General features: G+C 47.3%; 14 protein-coding genes. 3 read left to right on the top strand and 11 right to left on the bottom strand.

What is annotated here, in order from left to right:
* Window positions 1-36: 36 nt before the first annotated feature.
* The 4 genes from KIK04_RS18445 to KIK04_RS18430 form a co-directional block, all read right to left on the bottom strand.
* Window positions 37-243, bottom strand: coding sequence for a hypothetical protein (locus tag KIK04_RS18445; RefSeq protein WP_232275053.1), 207 nt, complete (start codon window positions 241-243; stop codon window positions 37-39).
* The gene (locus tag KIK04_RS18440) at window positions 236-649 is read right to left on the bottom strand and encodes a DUF309 domain-containing protein (RefSeq protein WP_232275052.1); all 414 of its coding nucleotides are present in this window, start codon (window positions 647-649) and stop codon (window positions 236-238) included. Before KIK04_RS18440 ends, KIK04_RS18445 begins: the two co-directional genes overlap by 8 nt.
* Window positions 646-1,455 (bottom strand): GTP diphosphokinase, encoded by an 810-nt coding sequence (locus KIK04_RS18435; protein ID WP_232275051.1) that lies wholly within the window; start codon window positions 1,453-1,455, stop codon window positions 646-648. Before KIK04_RS18435 ends, KIK04_RS18440 begins: the two co-directional genes overlap by 4 nt.
* 66 nt (window positions 1,456-1,521) lie before the next feature.
* Window positions 1,522-2,616 (bottom strand): quinone-dependent dihydroorotate dehydrogenase, encoded by a 1,095-nt coding sequence (locus KIK04_RS18430; protein ID WP_232275050.1) that lies wholly within the window; start codon window positions 2,614-2,616, stop codon window positions 1,522-1,524.
* Window positions 2,617-2,831: 215 nt separating this feature from the next.
* On the opposite strand from KIK04_RS18430, the gene KIK04_RS18425 reads away from it, so the two are divergent.
* Window positions 2,832-2,969 (top strand): hypothetical protein, encoded by a 138-nt coding sequence (locus tag KIK04_RS18425; protein ID WP_232275049.1) that lies wholly within the window; start codon window positions 2,832-2,834, stop codon window positions 2,967-2,969.
* Between the two features lie 210 nt (window positions 2,970-3,179).
* Here KIK04_RS18425 and KIK04_RS18420 read toward each other — a convergent pair whose 3' ends face one another.
* The 6 genes from KIK04_RS18420 to KIK04_RS18395 form a co-directional block, all read right to left on the bottom strand.
* Window positions 3,180-4,688, bottom strand: a complete 1,509-nt coding sequence (locus KIK04_RS18420; protein WP_232275048.1) for a L,D-transpeptidase — start codon at window positions 4,686-4,688, stop codon at window positions 3,180-3,182.
* Window positions 4,689-4,758: 70 nt separating this feature from the next.
* Complete coding sequence (locus tag KIK04_RS18415) at window positions 4,759-6,588, bottom strand: stalk domain-containing protein (RefSeq protein WP_232275047.1); 1,830 nt, start codon at window positions 6,586-6,588, stop codon at window positions 4,759-4,761.
* Between the two features lie 22 nt (window positions 6,589-6,610).
* On the bottom strand, window positions 6,611-8,644 hold the full coding sequence (locus tag KIK04_RS18410; RefSeq protein WP_232275046.1) for a FecR domain-containing protein: 2,034 nt from the start codon (window positions 8,642-8,644) through the stop codon (window positions 6,611-6,613).
* A 129-nt stretch (window positions 8,645-8,773) separates the two neighbouring features.
* Complete coding sequence (locus KIK04_RS18405) at window positions 8,774-10,726, bottom strand: CHASE2 domain-containing protein (RefSeq protein WP_232275045.1); 1,953 nt, start codon at window positions 10,724-10,726, stop codon at window positions 8,774-8,776.
* A gap of 224 nt (window positions 10,727-10,950) precedes the next feature.
* Complete coding sequence (locus KIK04_RS18400) at window positions 10,951-11,184, bottom strand: ferredoxin (protein ID WP_232275044.1); 234 nt, start codon at window positions 11,182-11,184, stop codon at window positions 10,951-10,953.
* A 116-nt stretch (window positions 11,185-11,300) separates the two neighbouring features.
* The gene (locus KIK04_RS18395; protein ID WP_442951104.1) at window positions 11,301-12,608 is read right to left on the bottom strand and encodes a DNA polymerase IV; all 1,308 of its coding nucleotides are present in this window, start codon (window positions 12,606-12,608) and stop codon (window positions 11,301-11,303) included.
* A 179-nt stretch (window positions 12,609-12,787) separates the two neighbouring features.
* On the opposite strand from KIK04_RS18395, the gene cimA reads away from it, so the two are divergent.
* Entirely contained in the window at window positions 12,788-14,401 is a 1,614-nt protein-coding gene (cimA, locus tag KIK04_RS18390) for a citramalate synthase (RefSeq protein ID WP_232275043.1), read from the top strand.
* A gap of 127 nt (window positions 14,402-14,528) precedes the next feature.
* On the opposite strand, the gene KIK04_RS18385 is transcribed toward cimA, so the two are convergent.
* Complete coding sequence (locus tag KIK04_RS18385) at window positions 14,529-15,086, bottom strand: TlpA family protein disulfide reductase (RefSeq protein WP_232275042.1); 558 nt, start codon at window positions 15,084-15,086, stop codon at window positions 14,529-14,531.
* A gap of 227 nt (window positions 15,087-15,313) precedes the next feature.
* Here KIK04_RS18385 and KIK04_RS18380 point away from each other — a divergent pair, with 227 nt between their 5' ends.
* On the top strand, window positions 15,314-16,534 hold the full coding sequence (locus KIK04_RS18380) for an MFS transporter (protein ID WP_232275041.1): 1,221 nt from the start codon (window positions 15,314-15,316) through the stop codon (window positions 16,532-16,534).
* Window positions 16,535-16,547: the final 13 nt, after the last annotated feature.

The raw sequence follows: 16,547 nt of genomic DNA, 5'->3' as shown, positions 1-16,547 counted from the left end.
CAAGGATGGAAGCGTGCCCGCATTTCTATTGCGTGATCACGCAAGTTCGATTTGTGCAATGCTTATGTGCGCCGCGATCAGCAAGCTGACATGCTCAATGCTTGTGTGCGACGCGATCAGCAAGCTGACATGCTCAATGCTTGTGCGCGACGCGATCAGCAAGCTGACATGCTCAATGCTTACGCGCGACGCGATCAGCATCATAACGAAAAGGATGGTGACTACGCACCATCCTTTAATCATCTTCTTCAGCTGGCAAAGCCACCTGATCGATTTGTTGTTGTAACGCAGGATCAAGCACCTCAATCGTGATATCACGAAACGGCGGCAAATGCGCTGCGCATTTGAGTGCAGCCAACACGAGTTCCGTATCCTGTCTTAGCTTATGTAACTGAATGCCCATAATCTCATCTGCGTAGCCATTGAGCTTGTTTAAGGCCGCTTCCAACAACTTTATAGCACCCGGGCGATTCCCGTTCTGATGATGATGCAGCCCTACTGCTACTTGCAGCAATCCTTGCAACAGAGGCTTCCGTCCCTCTTCGAGCCATAGCTCTTCCATAACATCATGGCACGTATAATAGTCCCGTTCTTCATTAAATAACTTTAAGAACTGAACGTATAACCGATCGTAGGCGGCATCGGTCATGGTTGCTGACCGATACTTTTTTTCGCCGCTTTAATTTCCGCAATCAATACTTCCTCCAACTGCTTCATACCGACCATATCACGTTGCTCCCACAACTCATTGAACTTGCGTTGGAACTGTATCGCTTCGCTTACGCGATGGTACGAGTATAGCGCTTGAATGCAGGACAAGCACGTTTGCACGATTTTAGAGTGATCCTCAAAGCTTATTTGTGCTTCTAATATTTCTTCACGAATGCTCGACATCTCATTATCAAGAATAAAAGCTGCTTCGCCCGCCTTTTTCAAACGTGCCCTCACATCTTCCGGCAAGCTGTCGCGATATTTGTAGTTGAGTGAATGCTCGATCGTCGCCCAGAAATTCATCGCCAACGTGCGAATCTGAATTTCAGCCAGCACGAGCTTTTGTCCAAGCGCCGTTTGTACCGGATACTCGACGATCATATGGAAGCTGCGATAGCCGCTGTCCTTGAAATTCGTAATGTAGTCTTTTTCATACAGTACATTCATATCTTTGCGTTGACGGATCAGCTCCGCTACTCGCCTGATGTCTTCTACGAACTGACACATAATGCGAATCCCTGCAATGTCTTCAATGCCTCGTTCGATGTTCTCTACCGGAACGTTAAGTCGCTTTGACTTCTCTAAGATGCTAGTCATGCGTTTGACGCGTCCGGTTACAAACTCAATTGGCGCATACTCTTCCCGCTTCTTCAGCTCAGCACGCATCGTCTTAAATTTAACTTTCAACTCTTCAACGGCCTGCTCGTAAGGCAGTAAAAAATTTCCCCAATCCATTCCGTCCAACTCGAACGCCTCCTATCCGATCAACCAACCCTATTGCGACAATTCCCCTTGCCGTAATAGAAAGTGCTACCTATGATCTGCACCGATGGCTTCTGAAATATGCTTGTAGCCGTCACGGGCAAGCAATCGCTTAAGCCCAGCGGCAAGTTCACGGTTAATGCCAGGACCGCGATAAATGAGTCCCGTATAAATTTCAACCAAGCTCGCGCCCGCGCGAATTTTGGCGTAAGCCTCTTCTGGTGTAAATACACCACCCGATCCGATAATCGGAATACGGCCGCCCGTCTGACGGTAAACTTGCCGAACGACTTCTGTCGAGCGCTCCGTTAACGGCTTGCCGCTTAATCCACCGTTCTCCAACCGATTCGGATGATCGGTCCCCATCCGAGACAGTGTCGTATTCGTCGCGATAATGCCAGATACACCACTAGCCATTATCGTCGCTGTCATATGCGCAAGCTCCTCGTCGGTTACGTCTGGCGCAATTTTGACGAGAACCGCCTTCTGCTTGCCACTCGCTTCGTTACGATGCTTCATTTCGGCCACGACAGCGGTTAGCAAGGCACGCAAATCATCGCCGTGCTGCAAGCTACGCAGATCCGGCGTATTCGGTGAACTAATATTAACGACGAATAAGTCCGCAACATCGTACAACGAACGGATACAGGACAAGTAGTCTTCGTGAGCCTGCTCATTCGGTGTAGCTTTATTTTTACCAATATTAACGAATATCGGAATGGGCCGCTTTGTTAGCGCTGACAACCGCGTGAGCATCGTGTCTGCCCCTTCGTTGTTAAAGCCCATTCTGTTAATAAGCGCCTCATCCGGCGGCAAGCGAAACATACGTGGTTTCTCATTGCCGGGCTGCCCCTTAGGCGTTACGGTCCCAACTTCCATAAAGCCAAACCCGATAGAAGAAAAGCCTGGCACCGCTTCCGCATTTTTATCTAATCCGGCTGCTAACCCGATTGGGCTATTGAAAGTGAGCCCGAACAAATCCATTGTCAGTGCAGGGTCTGCTGATACCCCATACATCCCCTTCAGCATAGATTGCATCCCAGGCAGCTTGGCCGCTGTTGCCAATCCTCCAATGACAAGGTGGTGTGCCCGTTCTGGATCCATTTTAAAGAAAATCGGTTTCCCTATATTGCGATACAACAAGCCGTTTCACTCCGATCATATCTATGCAAAATTGTATATGCCCTATATAACAGTTTAAATGTTTCTCGAAAAAAAGAAAAGTCAGTTATCCAATTAACATATCTGTTCATTTACCTAGAAAACGATTACAATAATGATAGCGAAGTACATAAAGGACTTAAACAGCAACTTGCATGAACAGTAAAATGATATTATGAAATGAAAGGTGATGACAGATGTCTGCAAAACGCAAGCCCCCAACGCTAGCTACGAAACCCCAAGATACAGGAAATAAAAAGGCGTTATACTGGGTTGGAGCGAGTCTGCTGTTCATTATCGTTATCGTCTCCATCTTATTGATTGTGAGCAATTAAGAAGCTGTTAAGCAGTTGTTTAGCAGTTGTTTAGCAGTTGTTTAGCAGTTGTTTAGCAGTTGATTAACGGTTGTTTAGCGCTTGTTTAGAAGTCGTTAAGACAACCAAACCCGTTAATCATTTTTTTAGCAGTAGTAAAAAAAGCCGAACTTTCAACTTCCATCCGGAAGCTTAAGTTCGGCTCTTTTTTATGTAAAACTAACTTACAAACTAGCTTAGCCACTCATACACTTTGTTCGGATTTTGCTGCGAAGGAGCTAGTTGCACACGGAAACGCTCCGACGCTTGTGGCACCCGTTCCTCGGCAGGTAATACGCCGCTCGTAATGAGTACTTCCGCACCTAGCGGTACCATATCGAACAACTCCTCAACATCTGCGGGCAGCATGCGTATACAGCCGAGCGATTTATCCTTGCCAATGCTGCTAAGATCACTTGTGCCATGAATCGCATAAAGCGAGTTGGACAATGCCATCCCTCTGCTGCCGTACGTTCCGGTTGCGCTGCCATTTGGATTAACAACCTTCTCCGTAATGTTAAATGTTCCGACTGGGGTGCGTGTGCCGCCAAGTCCAACCTTATAATTGCGCAGCAATATATTGCCGCTTACAACCGCAAGGCGATGCCGCTGCTTGTCGATGACGATGCGCAGCGGGTGCTTGAAAGGGTCAGCGTCGTTCGCTTGCCACAACGCTTTGACAGCCGCCATCTGCTTGCCTTGAGTGCCAGCGCCAGCGGTCAATAATTGCTTATCGAACGCAGCTTTAAGCTGTGCATAGTCTCCTGCTAGATGGGGCGTTGTACCCGACACATGATTATGCGGATATGGCTTCGCTAATCCGTTCCAGCGGTCGGGTAATGAAATGCCCCGGCTTACAGCAGCTGTTAGCGCAGAGCGCGTAACAAGCTTGCGCTCTGCCTCAAGCGCCCACTCGTTAGCCGTAACCCGTGCTTGCGCTTTAGCCTCTTCACACTTGCAATTAGGTGTCGCAAGCGGCTGAACGAGTGCGCCGCCTCTGAGGGACCTACTCGCACTTGTACCAGCATCGGCACTATCCATTGCCTCGGCATCATCAGTAGGTTTAGCTTCTGGAACTGTAATTTGCCACAGTGGACGCGGTCGTTGTGACCACAGCAGCCATTGTTTATCCCGTTTAGCGTCGACAATCAAGAGCTCGATCTTCTTGTTGGCACCTGCAACAATCGCGGATTGTATCAGCTCTCCGAGCCTGTCTCCCTGAGAGGCAGGCAGCAACTTAACTTGTTTATGACCGTTTCCTTCCACACGAGGTTCCGTTATAGAAGGACCCTGCTCATCGCTAAAGGTTGCCAACTTATCAGCTATACTCAACTGCCCGCCTGGAGCTACTACGACGATTGCAAAGAACAAGACGAGCAGAGCTACTAACTTAGCATTGCGGCGTCTGCGTTGTCGCTGAAGTAGCAGCTCTTGCTTCCTTTGTGACAATTGTTCTGCCCATTCAGCAGGGAGTGGTTCATTTTCAAAAGCTTTGAACACATCACCTGCTTGGTTGTAGCAATAATGAGCTTTGCCTATTTCTCCAGCCTGCTCATACTGCTTACCAAGAAAATACCATCCCATCCGGCTATCTGGATGCCTGGCGACGTATTTTTTCATATACGCCTGATCTTTGTTTGACGGCAGTGTCGATTGGATATCGCTCTTGCTGCTACTCATGCTGTCGCTCTTATTGTCCATCTTGTTCCCTCCCTTCATCATTCGTTATCGCCGGTATGGCGGGCAATCACTACAATAATAAGTTCAGTTCCTAAGGATTATTCGACGTTGCCAGCGATTGTCTGTTTGTATATCGAACGTGCAGCTTATCGCGTACGATTAGAGCACGCTGCTCAGGCAGCCAGCGAATATCAAAGCCAAGTTGCTCTGTAAAGAAAGGAGCTGGCACAAATAGACGACCGTCACGGATTACAGGTGCCGCCGACAGCGTTAAGCTTGTCTGCCTACCCTGCTCTATCTTTTGCACATCTGTGTGTCCTGCACGTAAAAGGTAGCTTGTTTCGCCCATAATAAGACGCGCTTCTTGCCGTTCAGGCGTCCACACGGTACGAAATTGCGTGATATGTTCCATTCCTCGCAGCGATATGAGCAACGTTTCTTTGTCTTTGAACGGTGCAGCATCTTGCCCTGCTACTTGACGGTTATATACCATTGCAGCCTCTTTTGGCGGCGCGTGTTTCAAGTCCACTGGCAGCTCATAACGATACAAGAGGCGAATCGCATTGTTGAATCCGTCCGCTACTGCGATCGAGCCGTTAGGCAATACAGCTACGGCTACGGGCTCGTGGAAACGAGCTTCACTCGCCAAGCCGTTCCACTTGCCATCTTGGCTTCCTTTGCCTGCAATCGTGTATACTTGTCCATTCATTATGTAACGAATTGAATGATTCCAACGGTCCGCAACGACGATGCCACCCTCCTGTGTCACAGCTAACCCAGCTGGGTGGTTAAACGACGCTGTTAAGGCGCTACCATCTTTATAGCTTCCCTCAGCATATAACGCATTTGAAGCATACTTAGGAGCAGCTCCCGCAATCGTCTCTACCGTTCCAGCGCTCAAGTCAATGGCACGTATCCGATTATTCCCGGTATCGCTGACGAGAAGTCGCCCTTGCTTGTCCCACGCGAGCGCCGACGGCTCGTTAAATAAAGCTTCGCTTAGCTTGCCGTCACGGTAATCGCCAGCAGCAGAAATCGCACCTGGCACGTATTCTACAATACGCTTGGACCGTGCATTTAAAGTCGTCACCTGACCGTTGTTATCGACCATCCGAATAACATGGTTAAGTGTATCTGCTACGTATAACGTACCATCTGCGCTAATCGTTACAGCCCGCGGGTAGTTGAATTGTGCTTCTTTACCTGCACCATCCTTCCAGCCCGCCAGTCCGTCACCAGCAATGGTAGTCATCTTGCCATCCTTGCTTAGCTTCCTAATGACATGATTGCCACTGTCCGCGACATATAGATGGCCTTGACCGTCTGCCGCTAATCCGCTCGGCTCATTAAGTAAAGAGGATGTGGCATCTCCGTCATGCCACCCACCTTGTGGCTGTGCTGACGACGCTTCCTCTATGAAAGCTCCGGCTATCGTCTTCGTCTGACCACTCTGGTCGATCGAGCGAAGGCGGTGATTGCGAGAATCGGCAACGATTAAATGCCCCTCGCTATTTACAACCAGACTTGCCGGAAAGCGATACTGAGCGTGAGTGCCCAATCCGTCGCTCATTCCTGAAATGCCGCTGCCCGACCATTGCACAACTTCATACCAAAACGGCGCACGCAACCAAGTTGCAAGTTCAAATGCAGGTGAGCGAAAAGATTCGAATGCACGTGAAGAAGCCTTGCTCAGTTGTGCATCAGATGTTTGTCCACCGCTTCGTGCCGATTCCGGCGATTGTGTAGCACTTGTCGACACGTTCGTTGCGGCAGATTTCGTTGCGACCGCTGGTGCATTATGCGGTATCTCTTTTTTTGCAGACGCCGCTACAATTCCTGCGCCTACACCGCTGTAGACGAGGGTAATGGCTATTGTGGACGCTAGCCATGATCTGTATGTTTTATTTATGTATGGACCCATATTTCGTTCCCCTTCACTTTCCTTAAGGTTTCAGCGGAATTTTAAGCGGTTCTTTCGGCTTGTTAAACATAATGGCGTTACCGTTGCCATCATACAATTGCACGTTCGTAATCGTCACAATCACTTCATTAAATGAGCTATCTGCGACAAAAGGAATCGATAATAACTGATCATCACTTTTTAATGTGACATCACCAGATTGCGTCACCATCAGACGATACGTCACACGCTGATTCGTTGTTACGATCTGATCAACACTGTTGCTGCCCGCATAGTCTGCAGCATGCTTTGCAATGATAAATTTACCGCCGCCGTGGCGATAATCCCACGGGTTCGCTTGCAATTTAGATGTATCTACTTTTGCACCTGTAACGTCCACAGTAAGTTCAACGGCACCCACTTGCAAAGCCGTCTTAAACCTTTTCAAAATCGTATTTACCGTGAAGGATTGATTAGGTGTTAATTTCTGTTCCGTACTATGAAGCTCAATAACATCATCTTGCTCTTTGGGCACATTCGGGTCTGGCTTATTCGGATCAGGTTTGCTTGGATCTGGACCACCCGGGTTGCCACCAGGATCAGGTTTACCCGGATTTGGATTGCCACCAGAATTACCACCTGAGCCGCCTCCCCCTACAACCACATTGCCCTCATTCGGATTCTTTTTCGTAGAATCAGAGCAACTCATTGTCTTCAAAGAATGTTCACACGTTTCCGTTCGACGTTCCACATGATCGGACTTAAATTTCTGCTTCCCTTCAGGAGACAAACTTTCTGCATACTTGTGCTCAAGCTGCTTCTGTGCTTCCACATTCAACTGTTCCTGCTTCTGTTTCCGCGCCTCTGCTTCAAGCTTTATTTTATCTTTTTGCGCTTGCGAGAACGGCTCTTTTTGAGCGGCTTCCTCTATACTCTTCGCTAAACGCAGCTCCATGCGTTGCTGCAATTGCTGCTCTGAAGCGGCAAGTTTCATTGTGGCCGCATCGTTCCACCAGCTTAATTTATACTTCGAACTATTGCGCAAAAGAGCTAATAATTCTCCCTCTTTTATGTTGCCTTTTTTCAGAGAAACACCTACGGCCTCTCCCACAACAGCACCAATATTGTGCATCGTTCGCGATAGCAAAGCTACCTCATCTTCCTTCGTACCGCCTAATTGCTTGTACGTCGTTAAAGCAGCGCAAGACTCCGCTGCACCTGCCGATGATGAAACGCATTTATGATTTTTCCACGATTGAAATAATTGCTCATTTTCTTGCATCGCATCACTATAGCCAGCTGCCATTGCCCTTATTATTGCAGGATCAGTTAGGCCAAACGTTTGCACGTTGGTGTACGCTTGAATGATCTCGGTCGCATTTCCTTGTACGGGTATCACACCGCCTAATAAAACAGGTATGATAGCAACCTCTTGGGCAGGATATACATCTGTCTGTGCTAAAGATATCATTTGAGAATCGCCAGAACGTCGGCTATCCTCAGTCTTTTTGCTCACCTGTGGCTCTACACCCATCGTTATCGGCACCTGATCAACCGGATACGTAACACGTACAGTACCCGCTGTCACAGACACTTTTGTCGAGCCGACCTCTGGATGTACTTGAACACCAAATTGCGTCCCGCGCACGGCCATCACAGCCGTAGGCGTCTCTAATTCAAAACGGTCATCGGCTCCAACAATCGATTTCACTTTGACCCAGACTGAACCAGCTAGAACCCCAATATTCGTTTTCGCGCCTCCGTCATTTTCTAGCTCCGTAAAGCTGACATTAGCGTTCGCACCTATCGTTAATTCATCCTCTTCCTCACCGCCGACGAGATGAAGCACGACGCGAGATTTCGGACCAGTCACTATCGTATCGCCCTGATTAATACTCATCTTATTAAACACGTTTAATGGCTTTGCGCCACCTGTCTTCGTAACCGTTGCTGTTCCTTTCCACTCTTTTACGATCGCCACACGTACAGCTTTATTTGCTGCTTGTACGAGACCAGCCGGTACGAGTGAGACAAATATGAACAGCGCAGCCAACAATACCATACTTATTCGCTTCACTTTCATCCTCCTCTCAATTTCTTTATCGGTTGAAATACGATTTTAAATCAGCACTTTTTAACAAATTGTGCACATAAATCGTTCTGAACGTTTGTTGCAAGCTGGCATGAAACGTAAAGTAATGTGAATTCACCCATCGTTATGCTGTTCGTTCTGTCCTGATAGTGGTGTATCCATTTGCCTATCATTTTTTCCATCGTGTTGCCCACTCATCAGCTCGCGCTCTTGCTCGCTCGTATTTGTTGGCAGCAGCTCGAATACCGAAATCATCATCGTCTTCCCTTTCAGCATCATCCGCCCAAGCGACAACGTCTTGTATTCATCACAAATACGTCTTTGCGTTTCCTCGCCCACAAGAATTTGTCCTGGCTTGGCCTGTGACTCAAGACGAGCAGCTACGTTGACCGTATCACCAATTGCCGTGTAGTCCAAGCGCAAGGTTTCCGATCCAATGTTTCCCACTACCGCTTCGCCGCTCTGAATTCCAATGCCGAAACGTGCCGATACTCCAAACTCAGCTTCTAGCTCTGCGCAAAGTGGTTTGGAGCGCTCCTGTAATTCCAAAGCTGCTTGTACAGCATGTCGTTCATGATGATCCAATCGATTAGGCGCGCCAAATATCGCCATTACTCCATCCCCCATAAACTTATCCAATGTGCCGTGATTTTGAAATACCGTCTCTGCACATACGTGCAAATAACGATTTAACAGCGCAAGGGTTCGTTCAGGATCAAGCCCTTCTGCCAATGGCGTAAATCCTCGTATATCGATAAACATAATCGTTACATCTTGTCTTGTACCACCTGCACGTAACGGCTCTTCCGAACAAAGCAATTCATTAACAACAGCAGGTGAAACATAGCGACCAAATATATCTACGACTTGTTTGCGCGCTTGTCGATCTTCACCATTTCGATAGGCAGACATCAACGCATAACCGAGCACCATACCGATTAAGGCATACACGTATGGGATAAAGACGGAACCGAGCGAGTAGGCAAAGATCCAAATGATCGTGTATAATCCAATTAATACAATGGAAAAAAATACACTTCTTGCGCCTCGGATCGAAGATGCGCACCATACCGCAACAGCTACGCTTAGCAACAAAGCACATAAAGACCAACCTAATGCAGCTTCATGATAAAATCGGCCTTCCAATAAATTCTGTACAATGTTGGCATGAATCTCAACCCCGTACAGCGGCATTGAGCGACTAACCGTAGTCATATGCCGATCACTTAGTGATGTTGCATACGCACCGATTAGGACGACTGTATCCTTATAGTAAGCCGGATCAATCGTGCCTGAATAAACATCCACAAACGACTGACGATCGTAGCCAGATAAGCTATCTTCGTCATAACCATAAGGTGAGGAGAAATAGTCGATTGTCACTTGATGTCTTGCATTCGTCGGAATAACTTCCGCACCACGCAGCCATACCCCCTGTTGCTCATCCCATTTGATTTGCTGGGAAGGCGGCAACAATTGATTGGCTGTCAGCACGCCAAGTGAAGGTATCATTCGGCCTTGCTCATCAGGCAAGCCAAGCATCATCTTCCTGATCACGCCATCTTGGTCAGGCATGACGTTAACATGACCTAGCTGTGACTCTGGGACAGAAATTTGATGTGAAGGCCTATCAACACGCTTGATTTGCAACTTTTCCGTTTCTTTTTGCAACGCTCTAAGGACAACTTGAACAGGCAAAAATACTTGTTCATATTTGTTCACTTGTTCAGATATTGCCTTATCGTTCTTAATGTCCGTTGCTGGCTCAATAAACAGCAAATCAAGCGCAACAGCACGTGCGCCTGCCTTCATCAGCTTCTCAGTGAGCTGAGCATACACAGCGCGATCCCACGGAAACGGACCTAGCTGTGCCAGCGAATGATCATCTATGGCAATGATCTTGATTCGGTCATCCGGCATTTGCTCGACACCACTCTTCGAGCGGAGCGCATCCCGAAGAATTTGCTCTTCCATGTAAAAGGGGCCGCCTGTCCCTATCGTATAAAGCATGGTCGTAAATAGGAACACCACGACGACAATAAATAAAGGAACCGCTTTTTTTAGCATTCGTTCCTCCTTAATCGGTTTGCTCTGGAGTATGTAATGACAATTTTTCCCTCACACGACAGGCGTCACCCGGAATGATAGTTCATGTAGACTTTATTGTAGAACGATACACGATTACTTGCAATTTAGTATCGGTGAACATTTTATAGGTTTTGACAAAATAAAAAATCCCCGCACGAAGCGGGGATTGTTCTCTCTCTAATTTGCTATCTCTATGAGGCAGATTAGTTGAACGGAGTGTCCGCAATTTTAATGGAGTCCGTCGGGCAGCCGTCTACTGCATCTTGCATGTCGTCGAACAAATCTTCTGGAATTTCTACTACGCCTTGGTTGTTGTCGCCATTAAAAATAACTTCAGCCAAACCCTCATCGTCGTAATCATAAATGTCAGGCGCTGTTGCTCCGCATGCGCCACATGCTATGCAAGTGTCTTTTTCTACCCATGTGTATTTTGCCATTGGTTAGTTCCCTCCTGTAAACGTACAGATCTTCTTGGTTCCTCCGTATCAAATATAATACAAAAAGTCGCCAAATTCAAACGATTTCCATCTTTTTTATTAATTGAAAATGCTTCTCATAGCGGACCTTCGTCTCGTAAAAAGTCGGTTTGCAGCGATGTTCCTCGCACCCGATGATTTCGCAGCAGCGTAGAAGGATCATCCCCAATCATTCCTAGCGTGATTAGGGCATTCTCACCGTATTTATCACGGATATGATCGACAGTCTGAATCAGTTTATCTTTCTTAGGTTGATGTTCATATTCAAACAGATCCATCTGCACAGCAGCTGCTTCTTGAGACACTAGATTCTGACCCGCAACACCGAGCAAACGAATCGGTTTCCCTGCTGCCCAATGACGCTCATATAATTTCCACGCTTCTTTTAATAGAATTGCCGCGTCATCTGTCGGCGATGGTAGCGTTATCGAGCGGGTAATCGTCTTCATTTCCGGGTCACGAACCGTAAGTTGTACCGTCTGCGCCATTAATTTTTGCCGCCTGATCCGGCGTGCAACTTGATCGGTTAGGTTAAGTAATACACGGCGCACCTCATCCTTCGCCACCACATCTTGGGGCAAAGTCGTCGTATGACCAATGGACTTGCTTTGTTCCCGTTCTGGCTTTACGGCTGCATGATCCTGACCATTCGCCGCTTGCTTCATCCAATGGCCCAGAACGCCAAATATCGCAACGAGTCGCGCTTCCTCCGCATGCGCCAGTTCACCTATCGTCCGAATTCCGATGCGTGTGAGCTTTTCCGCGGTCTTATGGCCAATGCCGAACAAATCGCCACATGGCTTGTTCCACAAGAGCTGCGGCATATCACGCATACGCAATATCGTAATGCCATTCGGCTTTTTCATATCGGAAGCCATCTTGGCTAACAATTTGTTAGGCGCAATTCCGATCGAGCATGGTAAAGATAACTGCTCACGTATGCGATGCTGCAATTGCTCGACAATTTGCATGGGCGTACCAAATGTTTTCGAGCCTGTAATATCCATGTAGCATTCATCAATCGATACGGCTTCCACGAGCGGTGTATACGAGCGTGCAATTTCGAGAAAAGCAAGCGAGTATTGGCGGTATAGATGAAAGTCAGGCCGGATTAGGATCAATTGTGGGCAAAGACGCATGGCCTGCTTCACATGCATCCCTGTACGTATGCCTAAGCTTCGCGCTGCATAGGAGCACGTAACTATGATGCCCTTACGCTGCTCCATGCTGCCCGCAACCGCAGTTGGCTGATTTCGATATCGTTCCGGCTGTTCAGCTTCATGCACAGAACAATAAAAGGCATTCATATCGACATGCAGCACAACACGGCCTTTCGTCGGATAATAACGGGACACCTCATTTTCGGACGATTCTTGATCCCTCACAATTTCCCCTCCCATGCTCAACATTTTTGACGACTCGTTGAAAGATTGTCATATATTGATACTATCCATTCAAATTACCCCTATACAACAGTGAAAGCAGTGCTATAATAGAAAAAAATTGCTTCCAGTTTCATCCTATGTGCTGCTTTCCATACCCATTTGAGGAGGTAATGCAATTCATGTCCAGAACGATCTCCATCTTTGATACGACGCTGCGCGATGGTACGCAAGGCGAAGGAATCAGCCTGTCCGCCGACGATAAACTTAAAATCGCTCGCAAGTTGGATGCCTTAGGTGTCCATTACATCGAAGGCGGCATTCCAGGCAGTAACGGCAAGGATATTGAGTTCTTTAAACGGGTGAAGTCGTACTCATGGAACTCCAAGTTGACCGCATTCGGCAGTACCCGCCGCAAAAACTCACTGGCTGAGCACGATGCAAACTTACAGCGAATAATAGAAGCAGGTGTTCCTGCTGCAACATTAGTCGGGAAAGCTTGGGATTTCCATGTGCACACCGCACTGCAAACATCGCTAGAGGAGAACTTAGCTATGATTTCCGATTCGATCGCTTATCTAAAGCGGGCTGGACTGGAAGTTATGCTGGATGCCGAACACTTTTTCGACGGCTACAAACACAATCCACAATACGCATTAGAAGTGCTACGAAGCGCTCAACTAGCAGGCGTTGACTGGGTCGTCATGTGCGATACGAACGGCGGCACGCTGCCTAATGAAATTAGCTGCATTGTCACTTCAGTGCGTCAATCCGTCACCACACCACTCGGTATCCATACCCATAATGACTGCGAGCTTGCTGTCGCCAATACGTTAGCCGCTGTTGAAGCTGGCGTCGATCAGGTGCAAGGTACGATTAACGGTTACGGAGAACGATGCGGAAATGCAAACTTATGTTCTATTATACCAAATCTACAGCTAAAAATGGGATATGATTGCATGCACAGTGACCATATTCGTGAGCTAACGAATACCGCCCACTATGTCAGCGAAATCGCCAATGTACATATGCCGGTTAATCAGCCATATGTAGGTCATGCGGCCTTTGCCCATAAAGGTGGAATTCACGTATCTGCTATCATGAAAGATTCGCGCACGTACGAACATATTGAGCCTGAACTTGTGGGCAATAAGCAGCGTATCCTGATCTCGGAACTCGCAGGCCAGAGCAATGTATTGTCGAAAGCACAGCAGCTTGGCTATGAACTGGATGCCTCGAATCCGGAAACACGTACTATTATTGACCGAATTAAACAAATGGAGCATCAAGGCTATCAATTTGAAGGTGCCGACGCTTCATTGGAGCTGTTGCTTCGTCAAGCGACCGGAATGAGTATAGAGCCATTTACTTTTGAATCTTTTAAAATACTCGTTGAAAAATCAGCCGATTGCGCTGTTCGCTCCGAAGCAATTGTTAAGCTGCATATTGATAATGAGACTGTCTACATGGCAGCAGAAGGCAATGGTCCAGTCAACGCCTTGGACACTGCACTGCGTAAAGCACTCGTGAAATATTACCCATTTATTGAGCAAATGCATTTAACAGACTATAAAGTACGCGTACTCGATGATAATGATACGACCGCAGCAAAAGTACGTGTCTTGATTGAGTCTTCAGATACAGACAACAAATGGAGTACAATCGGAGTGTCTTCGAATGTAATCGAAGCTAGCTGGGAAGCACTTGTGGATAGTATTCGCTACTCTTTGATCGGCAAGGAAATTAAGCATCGTTCATCACAGCCACGAGAACAGCTCGGAGTCGTCAATCAATAAATACAGCAACCATATAGATGGATAGAGAGAGAACATAGCAATATCAACCTGTTTCTAATCAAGCAATCAGCCAAAAATAACAACACGCCCCGTCATCCGCATACTACTGCAAGACGAGGGCGTGTTATCATTTAATGACTTTTCGAATCGACTTCTCTAGATCTTTCGCAGGACGCAGACCTACAATGACTTCACTCACGACCCCGTTACGATCGATAATGATATTTGTCGGAAACGCGATTCCATTATACGATTTGAATACATCACCTTTTTCGTCCCATAACACCGGATTAATGAGGTTGTACTCCTTCACGAAAGCTCCTGCCTTTTCCTTCGTATCATGCGCTGTTACATTTATCGCATACATATCGAGCTCATTTTGATATTTAGCGTAAAGTTTAACTAAATCTGGCGCCTCGGCTCGACAAGGATTACACCACGAAGCCCAAAAATTAATAAAGACGGGCTTGTCCCGTTTCCCGCCGACTTCAAATGTCTCACCTGTTAAGCTCGTGAGCGAAAAGGCTGGGGCTAACATCCCTACTCGCGGCCCTGTCTCCGTAGGGAGCGTTACGGTTCCACTCGCCTCGCGTAACGGCTTTGAATCAGAGAACAGCACATTTTTCGACCACGCCATACCAATCAATATCATAGAAATAGCTAGGATAAGCCAGCTCTTCCTCATACATACAGTCCCCCTTGTGAATACACATCGCCCTCATCGTGCTTAGGGCTCTAGGCTATCGTTCATGATGTATGCCTCAATCTGTTTCTATTTTACCCTTTTCCCTACAAAAATACGATTCAGACCCCGATATTTTTCAACTTGTTCCATAAAAATGTGCATGAACTGTTCACATAACGGGTAACGTAAGGCACGATTACGCGATTTATGAGAATGGAGAAACGTTCATGTCAAAGCAAGCAAAGCAGCAAACAGCAGGCTCGTTATGGCCACAATATGCCGCCTTAGCGACTGTTCCGCTCGTACTCGTGCTCGGCAATTCAATGCTCGTACCGATTTTACCGGATGTGAAGCGCCATTTACACTTGACGCAGTTGCAAACGAGCCTTATTATTACGTTATTTTCTGTAGCAGCTGGCCTTATCATTCCACTCGCAGGTTACTTATCTGATCGATTCGGTCGCAAAAAAGTGATTATTCCTTCGTTAATATTGTATGGAGCAGCAGGAATCGTAACAGGATTAGGGGCATTGTGGGGATCGTATCCGATACTCATTGCCGGTCGCGCTATTCAAGGAATTGGTGCAGCTGGGACGGCACCGATTGCGATGGCACTCGTTGGCGACTTATATCAAGATGCTACTGAGAGCCAAGCACTCGGCTTAATAGAAGCCGCTAACGGAGCAGGAAAAGTACTCAGCCCCGTCATCGGCTCGCTGCTCGCTTTATGGACATGGACAGCGCCTTTTTTCGCTTTCCCTATTTTTTGCGTGTTGGCCTTGCTTGCGGTTATGTTTCTCATTTCGGAACCGAAGCACCAGCAACAACCGACCGCGTTAAAACCTTACTTGGCTAAGATCCGAGCCATTTTTCGCGAACAAGGAAAATGGTTAATTCCGTCCTTTATCGCCGGCTCACTGGCATTATTTATTTTGTTCGGCGTACTGTTTTACTTGTCTAACATTTTAGAAGAAGCTCCTTATTTCATTAAAGGGGTGCGAAAAGGGTTTGTACTTGCTATCCCGCTGCTCGGGATGGTCGTAACGGCTTATATCACGGGGACGCTCATTAAGAAGAATGGCATTCTTATTCGTTGGTTAATGATCATTGGACTTGGCCTGATGGCCGCGTCACTTGGCCTGACGATTTTCTTGTTCCGCAACGTCTATCTGTTTATCGGTTTCATTACTTTAAGCAGCATCGGCACTGGCCTATTGCTTCCTTGCTTGAACACGATGATAACAGGCGCTGTAAACAAGTCGGAAAGAGGCATGATCACTTCCCTTTACAGCAGCTTGCGCTTCTTGGGAGTCGCCGCAGGCCCGCCTTTATTCAGCTGGATGATGGACATTTCCCATCGCGTTATTTTCATCACAGTCACGGTACTATCCGTCATCTGCCTATTGCTCATCATCTGCTTCGTGAAGCCTGATAAAAAAGTGAAATAAAGGGAGAGGATAC

This window comes from Paenibacillus sp. 481 (assembly GCF_021223605.1).
Lineage (GTDB): Bacteria > Bacillota > Bacilli > Paenibacillales > Paenibacillaceae > Paenibacillus_B.
The sequence above is the reverse complement of the archived record's forward strand: the minus strand, read 5'-3'. Positions and strand labels throughout refer to the sequence as shown.